The organism is Streptomyces hamibioticus, from assembly GCF_047946815.1.
GTDB lineage: Bacteria > Actinomycetota > Actinomycetes > Streptomycetales > Streptomycetaceae > Streptomyces.
Genome location: NZ_JBKKQY010000001.1, coordinates 2,013,496 through 2,027,576, shown reverse-complemented (window position 1 = coordinate 2,027,576; position 14,081 = coordinate 2,013,496). Strand labels below are relative to the sequence as shown.

The following is a 14,081-nucleotide window of genomic DNA, read 5'->3' as shown; positions in this document are numbered from 1 at the left end:
GGTGGGGGAGGCGGTTCGACAGTAGCTCTCCTGTGAGCGGGTGTCCAGTGGACTGTCGAAGCGCTTCGACACCGTGTCTCGGGAGGGTTCCCCGTGCGACCGAACGGCCGCACAAAGGGTGGTGGGGGTGCCGGGAATCGGGTACATACGATCGAGTAGCGCCGACTAGTAACGTACGCCCGCAAGTTCGTGCAAACCGATCTTCCCGGGCGTGCCTCCGACCCCGATTCGCGGCGAGGTGAGCCTCATGTCCGCACCACCCACCCCCTCCTCCCGGCCCTCCGTCACCGAACGCGAGGCCCGCCAGGTGGCGGAGGCGGCCCGGGAACAGGACTGGCGCAAGCCCAGCTTCGCCAAGGAGCTGTTCCTCGGCCGCTTCCGCCTCGACCTCATCCACCCCCACCCCCTCCCGGCCGACGAGGACGCCCAGCGCGGCGAGGAGTTCCTCGCCAAGCTGCGCGACTTCTGCGAGACGAAGATCGACGGTGCGGTGATCGAGCGCGACGCGCGCATCCCCGACGAGGTGATCACCGGGCTGAAGGAGCTCGGCGCCCTCGGCATGAAGATCGACACCAAGTACGGCGGTCTCGGCCTCACCCAGCTGTACTACAACAAGGCCCTCGCCCTGGTCGGTTCCGCGAGCCCGGCGATCGGCGCGCTGCTCTCCGCCCACCAGTCGATCGGCGTGCCGCAGCCGCTGAAGATGTTCGGCACCCAGGAGCAGAAGGACACCTTCCTGCCGCGCTGCGCCCGCACCGACATCTCGGCGTTCCTGCTGACCGAGCCGGACGTCGGCTCCGACCCGGCGCGTCTTGCGACCACCGCCGTACCGGACGGGGACGAGTACGTCCTCGACGGGGTCAAGCTGTGGACCACCAACGGCGTCGTCGCCGACCTGCTCGTGGTCATGGCCCGGGTGCCCGCGTCCGAAGGGCACAAGGGCGGCATCACCGCCTTCGTCGTCGAGGCGGGCTCGGAAGGCATCACGGTCGAGAACCGCAACGCCTTCATGGGCCTGCGCGGCCTGGAGAACGGCGTCACCCGCTTCCACCGGGTCCGGGTCCCCGCCGCCAACCGCATCGGCCCCGAGGGCGCCGGCCTGAAGATCGCCCTGACCACCCTCAACACCGGCCGGCTGTCGCTGCCCGCGATGTGCGCCGGCGCCGGCAAGTGGTGCCTGAAGATCGCCCGCGAGTGGTCGGCGGCGCGCGAGCAGTGGGGCAAACCGGTCGCGCTGCACGAGGCCGTCGGCTCCAAGATCGCGTTCATCGCGGCGACCACCTTCGCCCTGGAGGCCGTGCTCGACCTGTCCTCCCAGATGGCCGACGAGGACCGCAACGACATCCGCATCGAGGCGGCCCTCGCCAAGCTCTACGGCTCCGAGATGGCCTGCCTGATGGCCGACGAGCTGGTCCAGATCCGCGGCGGCCGGGGCTTCGAGACCGCGGCCTCCCTCGAAGCCCGCGGCGAGCGCGCGGTCCCCGCCGAGCAGCTGCTGCGCGACCTGCGCATCAACCGCATCTTCGAGGGCTCCACCGAGATCATGCACCTGCTGATCGCGCGCGAGGCCGTCGACGCCCACCTCTCGGTCGCCGGCGACCTGATCGACCCCGACAAGTCCCTGTCGGACAAGGCGAGGGCGGGCGCGAACGCCGGCGTCTTCTACGCCAAGTGGCTGCCCAAGCTCGTCGCCGGTGCGGGCCAACTGCCCCGTTCCTACGCCGAGTTCAACCCGCCCGGCCACGTCGACCTCTCCGGTCACCTGCGCTACGTCGAACGCACCGCCCGCAAGCTCGCCCGCTCCACCTTCTACGCCATGTCGCGCTGGCAGGGCCGGATGGAGAGCAAACAGGGCTTCCTCGGCCGGATCGTCGACATCGGCGCGGAGCTGTTCGCGATGAGCGCCTCCTGCGTCCGCGCCGAACTGCTGCGCAGCCGCGGCGAGCACGGCCGCGAGGCCTATCAGCTCGCCGACGCCTTCTGCCGCCAGTCCCGCATCCGCGTCGAGGAACTCTTCGGCCGCCTGTGGACCAACACCGACGACCTGGACCGCAAGGTCGTCAAGGGCGTGCTGTCCGGCACCTACGAGTGGCTGGAGCAGGGCGTCGTCGACCCCTCGGGCGACGGCCCCTGGATCGCGGAGGCCGCACCCGGCCCCAGCACGAAGCAGAACGTCCACCGTCCCATCAGGTGAGACACGGCTGAGGCGTCCCCCGGGCGGGCGGCACGACACCCGCCCGAGGGACGCGCTGTCCTGCCGGGGGAGGGATACGGCCACAATGGGGGGATGAGCGACAGCCCTGCCCCCCTCGCCGACCCGCACCTCGTCTACGACCCCGTGGCGGGAGACGGCCCGAAGGACGTGGTCATCCTCGGTTCCACCGGGTCGATCGGCACCCAGGCCATCGACCTCGTCCTGCGCCACCCGGACCGCTTCCGGGTCACCGGCCTGTCCGCCAACGGCGGCCGGGTCGCCCTCCTCGCCGAGCAGGCGTACCGGCTGAGGGCGGGGACCGTCGCGGTGGCCCGCGAGGACGTCGTACCGGCACTGCGGGAGGCGCTGCGGGAGCAGTACGGCACGGGCGAGCCGCTCCCCGAGATCCTGGCCGGCCCGGACGCGGCCACCCGGCTCGCCGCCACCGACTGCCACACCGTGCTCAACGGCATCACCGGCTCCATCGGCCTGGCCCCGACCCTGGCCGCCCTGGAGGCGGGCCGCACCCTCGCGCTCGCCAACAAGGAGTCGCTCATCGTCGGCGGCCCGCTGGTCAAGGCCATCGCCAAGCCCGGGCAGATCATCCCGGTCGACTCCGAGCACGCCGCCCTCTTCCAGGCGCTGGCCGCCGGTACCCGCGCCGACGTGCGCAGACTGGTCGTCACCGCCTCCGGCGGCCCCTTCCGCGGCCGGACCAGGGAAGAGCTCGCACTCGTCACCGTCGAGGACGCGCTCGCCCACCCCACCTGGGCCATGGGCCCGGTGATCACGATCAACTCCGCGACCCTGGTCAACAAGGGCCTGGAGGTGATCGAGGCGCACCTGCTCTACGACATTCCCTTCGACCGCATCGAGGTGGTCGTGCATCCCCAGTCGTATGTTCACTCGATGGTGGAGTTCACGGACGGATCGACCCTGGCCCAGGCGACGCCCCCCGACATGCGGGGCCCGATCGCCGTCGGCCTCGGCTGGCCCGAGCGGGTCCCCGACGCGGCCCCGGCCTTCGACTGGAGCAAGGCGTCGACCTGGGAGTTCTTCCCGCTCGACAACGAGGCGTTCCCCTCGGTGAACCTCGCCCGGCACGTGGGCGAGCTCGCGGGGACCGCCCCGGCGGTGTTCAATGCCGCCAACGAGGAGTGCGTGGAGGCGTTCCGCGCCGGCGCGCTGCCGTATCTCGGGATCATGGAGACCGTCACCCGGGTGGTCGAGGAACACGGCACCCCGGCCACGGGAACCTCCCTCACCGTCGCGGACGTCCTCGAAGCGGAGGCCTGGGCGCGCACCCGGGCCCGGGAACTGGCGGCACAGACGGCGGAGGCCCGTGCATGACGACCCTGATGTTCATCCTCGGCATAGTCGTCTTCGCGGTCGGCCTGCTCTTCTCCATCGCCTGGCACGAGCTGGGCCACCTGTCCACCGCCAAGATGTTCGGCATCCGCGTGCCGCAGTACATGGTCGGCTTCGGCCCCACCCTGTTCTCGCGCAAGAAGGGCGAGACCGAGTACGGCATCAAGGCCATTCCGTTCGGCGGCTACATCCGCATGATCGGAATGTTCCCGCCCGGCCCCGACGGCCGGATGGAGGCCCGCTCCACCTCGCCCTGGCGCGGCATGATCGAGGACGCCCGCTCGGCGGCCTTCGAGGAGCTGGAGCCCGGCGACGAGAAGCGCCTGTTCTACACGCGCAAGCCGTGGAAGCGGGTCGTCGTGATGTTCGCGGGCCCGTTCATGAACCTGATCCTGGCCGTGGCGCTGTTCCTCATCGTCCTGATGGGCTTCGGCATCTCCCAGCAGACCACCACCGTCAGCTCGGTCTCGCAGTGCGTCATCGCGCAGAGCGAGAACCGCGACGACTGCCGCAAGGGCGACGCCCCCTCCCCGGCCGCCGCGGCCGGCCTCAGGGCGGGCGACACCATCGTCTCCTTCGACGGCGTCCGGACCGAGGAGTGGAACCAGCTCTCCGACCTCATCCGCGCCCACCCCGGCGAGCGGGTGCCCGTCGTCGTCGAGCGCGACGGCCGGCAGGTGACCCTGCACGCGACCATCGCCACCAACCAGGTCGCCAAGAAGGACGGCGCCGGCCAGATCGTCCAGGGCGAGTACGTCACCGCGGGCTTCCTCGGCTTCAGCGCCGCCACCGGCATCGTCAAGCAGGACTTCGGCGACTCCGTGACCTGGATGGGAGACCGGCTCGGCGACGCCGTCGACTCCCTCGCCGCCCTGCCCGCCAAGATCCCCGCCCTGTGGGACGCGGCCTTCGGCGACGGCCCGCGCGAACCCGACTCCCCGATGGGCGTCGTCGGCGCCGCCCGCGTCGGCGGCGAGATCTTCACCCTCGACATCCCGCCCACCCAGCAGCTGGCCATGGCCGTGATGCTGGTGGCCGGCTTCAACCTCTCGCTCTTCCTCTTCAATATGCTCCCGCTGCTGCCCCTCGACGGCGGCCACATCGCGGGCGCGCTGTGGGAGTCGCTGCGCCGCAACGTGGCGAAGGTGCTGCGCCGCCCGGACCCGGGCCCGTTCGACGTGGCGAAGCTGATGCCGGTGGCGTACGTGGTGGCCGGGATCTTCGTCTGCTTCACGCTCCTGGTGCTGATCGCGGACGTCGTCAACCCGGTGAGAATCTCGTAGACACCGCGCATGCCCGGCGGCCCGGCAGGCTCCTCCTCCCGGGCCGCCGTCCTTCGGGTGTGTTTACCGGGCGTGATGTGCTCCGGTCGGTGCCCGTGCCGTAATCTCGAAGCCCGGAGCCCGCCGCTGACGGGATTCGGGCCTTGAACCACGACTTGGGGTTGCACAGCAGATGACTGCTATTTCTCTCGGCATGCCGTCCGTTCCGACCAAGCTCGCCGAGCGCCGGAAGAGCCGGCAGATCCAGGTCGGATCCGTGGCGGTCGGTGGGGACGCCCCGGTGTCCGTGCAGTCGATGACGACGACGCGTACGTCGGACGTGGGCGCGACGCTCCAGCAGATCGCGGAGCTGACGGCGTCGGGGTGCCAGATCGTGCGGGTGGCGTGTCCGACGCAGGACGACGCGGACGCGCTGGCGACGATCGCGCGCAAGTCGCAGATCCCGGTGATCGCCGACATCCACTTCCAGCCGAAGTACGTGTTCGCGGCGATCGAGGCGGGCTGTGCGGCGGTCCGGGTCAATCCGGGCAACATCAAGAAGTTCGACGACCAGGTCAGGGAGATCGCGAAGGCGGCCCGCGACCACGGGACGCCGATCCGGATCGGCGTGAACGCGGGGTCGCTGGACAGGCGGCTGCTGCAGAAGTACGGCAAGGCGACGCCGGAGGCGCTGGTGGAGTCGGCGCTGTGGGAGGCGTCGCTGTTCGAGGAGCACGACTTCCGGGACATCAAGATCTCGGTGAAGCACAACGACCCGGTGGTGATGATCGAGGCCTACCGGCAGCTGGCGGAGCGGTGCGAGTACCCGCTGCACCTCGGGGTGACCGAGGCCGGTCCGGCGTTCCAGGGCACGATCAAGTCGGCCGTCGCGTTCGGTGCGCTGCTCTCGCAGGGTATCGGCGACACCATCCGTGTCTCGCTGTCGGCTCCGCCGGCGGAGGAGGTCAAGGTCGGCATCCAGATTTTGGAGTCGCTGAACCTGCGGCAGCGGGGTCTGGAGATCGTGTCGTGTCCGTCCTGCGGCCGGGCCCAGGTGGACGTGTACAAGCTGGCCGAAGAGGTCACCGCCGGTCTGACCGGTATGGACGTGCCGCTGCGGGTGGCCGTGATGGGCTGTGTCGTCAACGGTCCGGGTGAGGCCCGGGAGGCCGATCTCGGTGTCGCCTCCGGCAACGGCAAGGGGCAGATCTTCGTCAAGGGCGAGGTCATCAAGACGGTCCCGGAGTCCAAGATCGTGGAAACGCTGATCGACGAGGCGATGAAGCTCGCCGAGCAGATGGAGCAGGACGGCGTGGCCTCCGGCGAGCCCTCGGTCTCGGTCGCCGGCTGACCCACCCCCGTCCCGTCGCGCCGCCCCCGGGGGCGGCGCGCCCTGTTTTCGGCAGGTACAGTGCGGAGACCAGCAGACCTTTGGGTGAGGCCCCCGCACGTGTTGACGCAGACCACCTCCCGGGTCCTCGAACCGAGCGACCTCGACGCCGCGCTCGCCGTCCTCGACCGCGAGCCGGTGGCGAACGCCTTCGTGGCCGCCCGGGTGCAGATCGCCGGCCTCGACCCGTGGCGGCTCGGCGGTGAGATGTGGGGCTGGTACGAGGACGGCATGCTGACGTCCCTGTGCTACGCGGGTGCCAACCTCGTCCCGATCTGCGCCACTCCGCGCGCCGTCCGCGCCTTCGCCGACCGCGCCCGCCGGGCCGGTCGCCGCTGCTCCTCCGTCGTCGGCCCCGCCGAGCCCACCGCACAGCTGTGGCGGCTCCTCGAACCCCACTGGGGCCCCGCCCGCGAGATCCGCGCCCACCAGCCCCTGATGGTCACCGACCGGATGCCCGCCGGCATCGCCCCGGACCCCTACGTCCGGCGCGTCCGCAAGGACGAGATGGAGACGATCATGCCGGCCTGCGTGGCCATGTTCACCGAGGAGGTCGGCGTCTCCCCGCTGGCCGGCGACGGCGGCCTGCTCTACCAGGCCCGGGTCGCCGAACTCGTCGGCTCCGGCCGCTCCTTCGCCCGCTTCGACGCCGACGGCCGCGTCGTCTTCAAGGCCGAGATCGGCGCCGCCACGGACCGCGCCTGCCAGATCCAGGGCGTCTGGGTCGACCCCGAGTACCGGGGCAGGGGCCTGGCCGCCCCCGGCATGGCCGCCGTACTCCGCTACGCCCTCGCCGACGTGGCCCCGGTGGCCAGCCTCTACGTCAACGACTTCAACACGGCGGCGAGAAGGACGTACAGCAGGGTCGGCTTCCAGGAGGTCGGCGCCTTCATGAGCGTGCTGTTCTGACCTGACCGGCGGGTTGCCCGGATCGCAGGTGGGGCACGGACCTCAAGGGACGCGAGACCGCGTCGATGTGCGGCTTCGCCGCGTGGGCCCGACCGACCACCGGGCAGCCGCACCCGGCGTACCGGCGTGACCCCCCTGTAGGCTCCCCGCATGGACCTCGTCATCGGCCCCCTCGACCTCTCGGCCCACGTCGACGAGGCCTTGGCAGTCCAGGCGACGGCGTTCGGCCTCGGCCCCGACGAGATCGCCGTCCGCCGCCAGATCGTCCTGCGCCACATGACCTACCCCGGCGCCCGCGCCCTCGGTGCCACCACCCCCGCGGGGGACCTCGTCGGGTTCGTCTACGGCATGCCCAACGACCGCACCCACTGGTGGTCCACCGTCGTCGAGCCCTACCTCCGCGCACAGGGCAACGACCACTGGCTCGACGACTCCTTCGTGATCACCGAGCTGCACGTCCACCCCGCCCACCAGAACCGCGGCGCGGGCCGCGCCCTGATCACCACCATCACCGACGGCGCCGCCGAACCCCGCTCGATCCTCTCCGCCATCGACACCGACAGCCCGGCCCGCGCCCTCTACCGCTCCCTCGGCTACCAGGACCTCGCCCGCCAGGTCCTCTTCCCCAGCGCTCCCAAGCCGTACGCCGTGATGGGCGCCCCCCTGCCCCTGCGCAGGCCGTGAGTGGCCAGAACCGATTTCCGCCGGGCCGGACCGCCCGGCTAACCTCGTCTGCCATCACCCTTACGCAGCAGGAGATACGAGAACCATGGCGAACGCACCGGTCCAGCGCATGTCCCAGTTGTTGGCGAAGACGTTGCGCGACGACCCGGCGGACGCCGAGGTCCTCAGCCACAAGCTGCTCGTCCGCGCCGGCTACGTCCGCCGCACCGCCGCCGGTGTCTGGAGCTGGCTGCCGCTCGGCAAGAAGGTGCTGGCCAACGTCGAGCGGATCGTCCGCGAGGAGATGGACGCCATCGGCGCCCAGGAGGTCCTGCTCCCCGCCATCCTGCCCCGCGAGCCCTACGACGCCACCGGCCGCTGGGACGAGTACGGCCCCGAGCTGTTCCGCCTGAAGGACCGCAAGGGCGGCGACTACCTCCTCGGCCCCACCCACGAGGAGATCTTCACCCTCCTGGTGAAGGACCAGGCGTCCTCCTACAAGGACCTGCCGGTCATCCTCTACCAGATCCAGTCCAAGTACCGGGACGAGGCCCGCCCCCGGGCCGGCATCCTGCGCGGCCGCGAGTTCCTGATGAAGGACTCCTACTCCTTCGACACCGCCGACGAGGGCCTCGCCGAGTCCTACGCCCTGCACCGCCAGGCCTACCAGCGGATCTTCGAGCGGCTCGGCCTGGACTACCGCATCTGCGCCGCCACCGCCGGCGCCATGGGCGGCTCCAAGTCGGAGGAGTTCCTCGCCCCGGCCGAGGCCGGCGAGGACACCTTCGCCGACTGCCCGAACTGCGACTTCGCCGCCAACACCGAGGCGATCACCTACGAGCTGAAGCCGGTCGACGCCTCCGGCGTCCCCGCCGCCGAGGACATCCCCACCCCGGACACCCCCACCATCGAGACCCTCGCCGCCTCCCTCGGCGTCCCGGCCTCCGCCACCCTGAAGAACCTCCTCGTCAAGGTCGACGGCGAGATCGTCGCCGTCGGAGTCCCCGGCGACCGCGAGGTCGACATGGACAAGGTCGAGGCCCACTTCGCCCCGGCCACCGTCGAGCTGGTCACCGAGGCGGACTTCGCGGCCCGCCCCGACCTGGTCCGCGGCTACGTCGGCCCGCAGGGCCTGGGCGACAAGGTGAGGTACCTCGCCGACCCGCGGGTGGCCCCCGGCACCGCCTGGATCACCGGCGCCAACAAGGAGCACACGCACGCCAAGAACGTCGTCGCCGGCCGCGACTTCGAGGTCGACGCGTACGTGGACGTGGTCGTCGTGCAGGACGGCGACCCCTGCCCCGACTGCGGCACCGGCCTCAAGCTGGACCGCGCCATCGAGATCGGCCACATCTTCCAGCTCGGCCGCAAGTACACCGAAGCCCTCAAGCTGGACGTCCTCGGCCAGAACGGCAAGCCCGTCCGCGTCACCATGGGCTCCTACGGCATCGGCGTCTCGCGCGCCGTCGCCGCCCTCGCCGAGCAGCACGCCGACGACAAGGGCCTGGTGTGGGCCAAGGAGGTCGCCCCGGCCGACGTGCACGTGGTCGCCGCCGGCAAGGCCCTCCAGACCGAGCTGGCCCTCGACATCTCCGGGAAGCTGGCCGACGCCGGCGTCCGGGTCCTGGTCGACGACCGGGCCGGCGTCTCCCCGGGCGTGAAGTTCACCGACGCCGAGCTGATCGGCGTACCGACGATCCTGGTGGCCGGGCGGCGCTCCGGTGAGGGCGTGGTCGAGCTCAAGGACCGCCGGACCGGCGAGCGCGAGGAGCTGACCGTCGACGAGGCGATCGCCCGCCTGACGGCGTGAGTTCCTCGCCCCCGCCGCCCTTACCCGTCCCGTCCCGGGGGCTCCGCCCCCGGACCCCCGCTCCTCAAACGCCGGAGGGGCTGACCTAAGGGCTGTCCCGTAACTCTGGAGACCGCTTGCCGGTGTCCGGTTCGACCTGCTTGGCCGGAATCCCGTTAAGGTCGCGACTTGGGGCGGAACCGAACAAGTCGGTCCGGCTGTGGTGATCCATCAGCCTCTGCCCCGAGTTACGGGACAACGCTTACCAGCCCCTCCGGGGGAGCTTGAGGACGAGGCCGTCCAGGCCGAAAAGGGGGTCTGGGGGCGCAGCCCCCAGGGGGCGGGAATGGGCAGGGGCGGCGGGGGCGGCATCGTTCCCAGGTGCCGGGGCCGGCAGCCACCGGCGGCGCCTACAGCCAGCTCGCGAACTCCAGCAGCAGCTCCGCGTCCTGCTCGCGGCCGACCCGCCGCGCCCGCACACCCGACTCCACCGCCCGGAACAGCGTCCAGCCGCGCAGCCGTTCCTGGTCGACGTCCAGGGACTCCGCCAGCCGCTTCACCCGCCGCCGGGTCGTCGACGCCCCCGACGGCTGCGCGATCAGGTCCTCCACCCGGTCCCGCACCAGCCGGGCCAGGTCGAAGGAGCTCTCGCCGACCACCGGATCGGGCCCCACCGCCAGCCACGGCATCCGGTCGGCGGCCAGCACCTTGCTCTGCCGGAAGGTGCCGTGCAGCAGCAGCTCCTGCGGCGGCTTCGCCAGCAGCTCCTCGCGCGCCGCGAGCGCCGCGTCCACCAGCGGCGCCACCTGCGGGTCGGCCTCGGCCCCGGCGCGCATCGCCGCCGCCTGCCGCCCGGTCCGCCCGGCCACCGTCTCGAAGGGATGGCCGTCCGGCGGCTCCACCCACAGCCGGCGCAGCGTGCCCGCCGCCTCCAGCAGCGCCCGGGACTCCGGCAGCGAGCGCACCGACACATCCGGGTGCAGCCGCTCCAGCAGCAGCACACCCTCGCCGGGACCGCTGTCCAAGAGCTGCACGGCGCCCAGGCCGTTCCAGTGGGCCAGCGCCGCCCGTTCGCTCTCCGGACGGGCCCGGGGCGGGGCCAGCTTCAGCACCGCGGGCGTCCCGTCGGGCGTGCGCACCAGCACCACCAGGCTGCTGCGCCCGCCGGGCACCTGCACCCGCTCCACCGTCAACTCGCGTAGCGCCACGGCCTGCCGCGCCGTCTCCGGCAGCTTCTCCAGCCAGTCGTCACCGTCCGGTGCCGTCTCACCGAGCGCCCTGACCAGACGCCGCGGCGGTTCGAAAGCCATGCGCGAGTCGTTCCCTTCCGTACGGGTGCGTCGTACGTGCTACGCCGCCGGCGTCGCCGATGGCGGCTCGGTGCCCGCCCGCTCGGCGAGCCCAGGGAAGGCTACGCTGCCGCCGCGCCAGCGCACCGCCCGGACCGCCGCCTCCCGCAGCGCCTCCGCCGCCATCGCCCGGTGCGCGCCCCCGGCCGCCCGCACCAGGTCGGAGTAGACCCCGGCCACCCGGTCCTCCAGCCGGGCCGCGAGCCGTACGGCCGCCTCCGCGTCCCGCACCGGGAAGGGCAGCGCGTAGACCGCCTGCGCGGCGACCGGCACGCCGTCCAGGTCGCGCACCGCGCGCGCCAGCGCGTCCCGCCGCGCCCGGTGCCCGTCGTACGCCGCGCGCGTCTCCGTACGGCGCGCCTCGCCGATCCGGCCGCCGACCACCCCGTAGCCGTACACGGCCGCGTGCTCGGCAGCCAGCGCCGCCTGGAGGGCGTCCAGCTCCCGGTCCCTCGCCTCGCTCACCCGTCGTCCTCCGTCAGCAGATACGCGTGCGCCGCGCCGGCCGCCGCCACCGAGGCCAGCAGCCGCGCCAGCTCGCCCGGCACCTCCAGCAGCGCCTTCGCCCGCCGGTCGGACAGCTCCCGTTCGGCGGCGGCGAGCCCGGCGCGGGCCTCCCGTTCGTCGCCGGGGACACCGGCGGGGGCGCTGCCCGGCCCGCCGGCGGCGGCCGCCCGTACCGCGCCGAACGCCTCCGCGTGCCGCACGGTCGCCTCCCGCAGCGGGCGCAGCCGCTCGGCCAGCCCCGGATGGGCCGCGATCACCGCGTCGTACCGCGCCGCCAGCCCCTCGCTGTCCCGGGCCGCACGCGCGCGTGCCCGCTCGGCGGCCGGCGGACTGCCGCCCGAGCCGTCGGACCCGGAACCCTCGGAGCAGCCGACGAGCACGGCGGCCCCGGCGGCGGAGGCGAGCAGGCTCCTTCTGCGCGGCCCCGAGGGCAGACGCGGCGATGAGGGGAACGGCACGGCAGACGTCCTCGGCAGGCTCGTACGGAAGCGGCGGCGAAACGGGGAGGGCCGGCGCGCGTGGCCGCCCGTGATCACGGTACCCGGGCGTCCGCCCGGCACCACCCAGCGGCACCGCCGCGGCCGGGTGGACGGCAACACCCTTCGGGACCGGATACCCTTTGACCAGACACGCGACCCATCCCACAACAGCACACGCGGCCGAGGAGTCACCCGGATGAGCACCACCCAGAGCGAGAGGCTGCGAGAACTCCTGGAACCCCTCGTCAGCTCACAGGGCCTGGATCTCGAAGAGATCGCGGTGGACTCGGTCGGACGCAAGCGTGTGCTGCGCGTCGTCGTCGACTCCGACACCGGTGCGGACCTGGACCGGATCGCCGATGTGAGCCGTGCGCTCTCGGCGAAGCTCGACGAGACCGACGCGATGGGCGAGGCGGAGTACACCCTCGAGGTCGGCACCCCGGGCGCGGAGCGCCTCCTCACCCAGCACCGGCACTACGTGCGCGCCACCGGCCGCCTGGTCAGATTCCAGCTGACCGAGGGCGGCGAACTGGTGGCCAGAATCCAGCGGGTCGACGACGACGGCGTCGACGTCGAGGTGCCCGGGGTCAAGGGCCGCAAGCCCACCGAGCGCCGGCTCGCCTTCGCCGACATCGCCAAGGCGCGGGTCCAGGTCGAGTTCAACCGCAAGGACAGCAAGGACCACAAGGACATGACGGAAGAGGAGGAGGCGTAGCCGTGGACATCGACATGAGCGCCCTGCGGGGCTTGGTTCGGGAGAAGGAGATCTCCTTCGACCTGCTGGTCGAGGCGATCGAGTCGGCCCTCCTCATCGCCTACCACCGCACCGAGGGAAGCCGCCGGCACGCGCGCGTGGAGCTCAACCGGGACACGGGGCATGTGACCGTGTGGGCGAAGGAGGACCCCGAGGACCTCGACGAGGGCCAGGAGGCGCGCGAGTTCGACGACACGCCGTCGGGTTTCGGCCGTATCGCCGCCACCACCGCCAAGCAGGTCATCCTGCAGCGGCTGCGCGACGCCGAGGACGACGCGACGCTCGGCGAGTACGCGGGCCGCGAGGGCGACATCGTCACCGGCGTGGTCCAGCAGGGCCGCGACCCGAAGAACGTGCTCGTCGACATCGGCAAGCTGGAGGCCATCCTGCCGGTGCAGGAGCAGGTGCCCGGCGAGACCTACCCGCACGGCACCCGGCTGCGCTCCTACGTCGTCCGGGTGGCCAAGGGCGTCCGCGGGCCGTCGGTCACCCTCTCGCGTACGCACCCCAATCTGGTGAAGAAGCTGTTCGCCCTGGAGGTGCCGGAGATCGCCGACGGCTCCGTGGAGATCGCCGCGATCGCCCGTGAGGCGGGTCACCGTACCAAGATCGCCGTCCGCTCCACCCGGTCGGGCCTGAACGCCAAGGGTGCCTGCATCGGCCCCATGGGCGGCCGGGTGCGCAACGTGATGGGCGAGCTGAACGGCGAGAAGATCGACATCGTCGACTGGTCGGACGACCCGGCCGAGATGGTGGCGAACGCCCTCTCTCCGGCGCGAGTCTCCAAGGTGGAGGTCGTGGACATGGCCGCCCGGTCCGCGCGGGTGACCGTGCCCGACTACCAGTTGTCGCTGGCGATCGGCAAGGAGGGCCAGAACGCCCGGCTCGCGGCCCGGCTCACCGGCTGGCGGATCGACATCCGTCCCGACACCGAGCAGCCGTCGGACCGGCCGGAGGAATAGATCCAAGCCGCAGGTCGTTGAGATCGCGACAGGTTGTGCGCGGCAAGTGTTCGATTCTTGCCCCAAAGGGGTGAGGCCGGTCCGGGGAGGTAGACTTAGCAGTGTCTGGCCGGACGCGTGTCCGCGCATGCCCTGAACGCACCTGTGTGGGGTGCCGGGAGCGAGCGGCCAAGGACGAACTGCTGCGGATCGTGGCGATCGAGGGTGAGTGCGTCCCCGATCTTCGCGGTACGCTGCCCGGTCGGGGTGCGTATGTGCACCCCACCACGGTCTGTCTCGACCAGGCGGTACGCCGCCGGGCGTTCCCGCGGGCACTGCGCGTCCCGGGACCGCTCGACGTAAAGGCGTTGCGTCACCACGTCGAGCAGGCACAAGGTTGCTGAGAGCAACACGGTGTTGCCCAGGGCAACATGGTAAGGAAGACGTGCCGCACGGAACCCCGTGCGGCCTGGTAC

Annotated in this window: 13 protein-coding genes; 10 read left to right on the top strand and 3 right to left on the bottom strand. The window is 71.9% G+C overall.

From position 1 onward, the window contains the following. Nucleotides 1-247 precede the first annotated feature (247 nt). From ACLGIH_RS08945 to ACLGIH_RS08915, 7 genes are all read left to right on the top strand, one after another. Complete coding sequence (locus ACLGIH_RS08945; protein WP_416524697.1) at nucleotides 248-2,194, top strand: acyl-CoA dehydrogenase family protein; 1,947 nt, start codon at nucleotides 248-250, stop codon at nucleotides 2,192-2,194. 93 nt (nucleotides 2,195-2,287) lie between these two features. Beyond that, complete coding sequence (gene dxr / locus ACLGIH_RS08940; RefSeq protein WP_416524696.1) at nucleotides 2,288-3,544, top strand: 1-deoxy-D-xylulose-5-phosphate reductoisomerase; 1,257 nt, start codon at nucleotides 2,288-2,290, stop codon at nucleotides 3,542-3,544. An 8-nt stretch (nucleotides 3,545-3,552) separates the two neighbouring features. Beyond that, nucleotides 3,553-4,845 (top strand): M50 family metallopeptidase, encoded by a 1,293-nt coding sequence (locus tag ACLGIH_RS08935; protein WP_416529322.1) that lies wholly within the window; start codon nucleotides 3,553-3,555, stop codon nucleotides 4,843-4,845. Nucleotides 4,846-5,017: 172 nt separating this feature from the next. After that, nucleotides 5,018-6,175 carry a flavodoxin-dependent (E)-4-hydroxy-3-methylbut-2-enyl-diphosphate synthase gene (gene ispG, locus ACLGIH_RS08930; protein ID WP_416524695.1) on the top strand — a complete coding sequence of 386 codons (1,158 nt, stop codon included), beginning with the start codon at nucleotides 5,018-5,020 and terminating at the stop codon, nucleotides 6,173-6,175. A gap of 99 nt (nucleotides 6,176-6,274) precedes the next feature. Next, nucleotides 6,275-7,123 (top strand): GNAT family N-acetyltransferase, encoded by an 849-nt coding sequence (locus ACLGIH_RS08925; RefSeq protein ID WP_416524694.1) that lies wholly within the window; start codon nucleotides 6,275-6,277, stop codon nucleotides 7,121-7,123. 150 nt (nucleotides 7,124-7,273) lie between these two features. After that, a complete protein-coding gene (locus tag ACLGIH_RS08920; RefSeq protein WP_416524693.1) occupies nucleotides 7,274-7,807 on the top strand; it encodes a GNAT family N-acetyltransferase in 534 nt (177 codons plus the stop codon). 85 nt (nucleotides 7,808-7,892) lie between these two features. Then, on the top strand, nucleotides 7,893-9,596 hold the full coding sequence (locus ACLGIH_RS08915; RefSeq protein ID WP_416524692.1) for a proline--tRNA ligase: 1,704 nt from the start codon (nucleotides 7,893-7,895) through the stop codon (nucleotides 9,594-9,596). A 389-nt stretch (nucleotides 9,597-9,985) separates the two neighbouring features. Here ACLGIH_RS08915 and ACLGIH_RS08910 read toward each other — a convergent pair whose 3' ends face one another. Genes ACLGIH_RS08910 through ACLGIH_RS08900 form a run of 3 tightly spaced genes read right to left on the bottom strand, consistent with a single transcriptional unit; the run spans nucleotide 9,986 to nucleotide 11,889 of the window. Beyond that, a complete protein-coding gene (locus ACLGIH_RS08910; RefSeq protein ID WP_416524691.1) occupies nucleotides 9,986-10,885 on the bottom strand; it encodes an aminoglycoside phosphotransferase family protein in 900 nt (299 codons plus the stop codon). A gap of 39 nt (nucleotides 10,886-10,924) precedes the next feature. After that, nucleotides 10,925-11,389, bottom strand: coding sequence for a ferritin-like domain-containing protein (locus ACLGIH_RS08905; RefSeq protein ID WP_416524690.1), 465 nt, complete (start codon nucleotides 11,387-11,389; stop codon nucleotides 10,925-10,927). Then, nucleotides 11,386-11,889 carry a hypothetical protein gene (locus ACLGIH_RS08900; protein WP_416524689.1) on the bottom strand — a complete coding sequence of 168 codons (504 nt, stop codon included), beginning with the start codon at nucleotides 11,887-11,889 and terminating at the stop codon, nucleotides 11,386-11,388. Before ACLGIH_RS08900 ends, ACLGIH_RS08905 begins: the two co-directional genes overlap by 4 nt. 217 nt (nucleotides 11,890-12,106) lie before the next feature. Between ACLGIH_RS08900 and rimP the strand changes: the two genes are divergently transcribed. From rimP to ACLGIH_RS08885, 3 genes are all read left to right on the top strand, one after another. Then, nucleotides 12,107-12,625 (top strand): ribosome maturation factor RimP, encoded by a 519-nt coding sequence (rimP, locus tag ACLGIH_RS08895; RefSeq protein WP_416524688.1) that lies wholly within the window; start codon nucleotides 12,107-12,109, stop codon nucleotides 12,623-12,625. Between the two features lie 2 nt (nucleotides 12,626-12,627). After that, nucleotides 12,628-13,626: a transcription termination factor NusA gene (nusA, locus tag ACLGIH_RS08890; protein WP_416524687.1), complete on the top strand. Its 999-nt coding sequence runs from the start codon at nucleotides 12,628-12,630 to the stop codon at nucleotides 13,624-13,626. Between the two features lie 101 nt (nucleotides 13,627-13,727). After that, nucleotides 13,728-14,009 carry a YlxR family protein gene (locus tag ACLGIH_RS08885; protein ID WP_416524686.1) on the top strand — a complete coding sequence of 94 codons (282 nt, stop codon included), beginning with the start codon at nucleotides 13,728-13,730 and terminating at the stop codon, nucleotides 14,007-14,009. The last annotated feature ends 72 nt before the right edge of the window (nucleotides 14,010-14,081 follow it).

Coding starts and splice junctions, on each gene's coding strand:
- dxr (WP_416524696.1), top strand. CDS start 2,288: ATGAGCGACAGCCCTGCCCCCCTCGCCGACCCGCACCTCGTCTACGAC.
- ACLGIH_RS08915 (WP_416524692.1), top strand. CDS start 7,893: ATGGCGAACGCACCGGTCCAGCGCATGTCCCAGTTGTTGGCGAAGACG.
- ACLGIH_RS08920 (WP_416524693.1), top strand. CDS start 7,274: ATGGACCTCGTCATCGGCCCCCTCGACCTCTCGGCCCACGTCGACGAG.
- ACLGIH_RS08935 (WP_416529322.1), top strand. CDS start 3,553: ATGTTCATCCTCGGCATAGTCGTCTTCGCGGTCGGCCTGCTCTTCTCC.
- ACLGIH_RS08945 (WP_416524697.1), top strand. CDS start 248: ATGTCCGCACCACCCACCCCCTCCTCCCGGCCCTCCGTCACCGAACGC.
- ispG (WP_416524695.1), top strand. CDS start 5,018: ATGACTGCTATTTCTCTCGGCATGCCGTCCGTTCCGACCAAGCTCGCC.
- ACLGIH_RS08910 (WP_416524691.1), bottom strand. CDS start 10,885: ATGGCTTTCGAACCGCCGCGGCGTCTGGTCAGGGCGCTCGGTGAGACG.
- rimP (WP_416524688.1), top strand. CDS start 12,107: ATGAGCACCACCCAGAGCGAGAGGCTGCGAGAACTCCTGGAACCCCTC.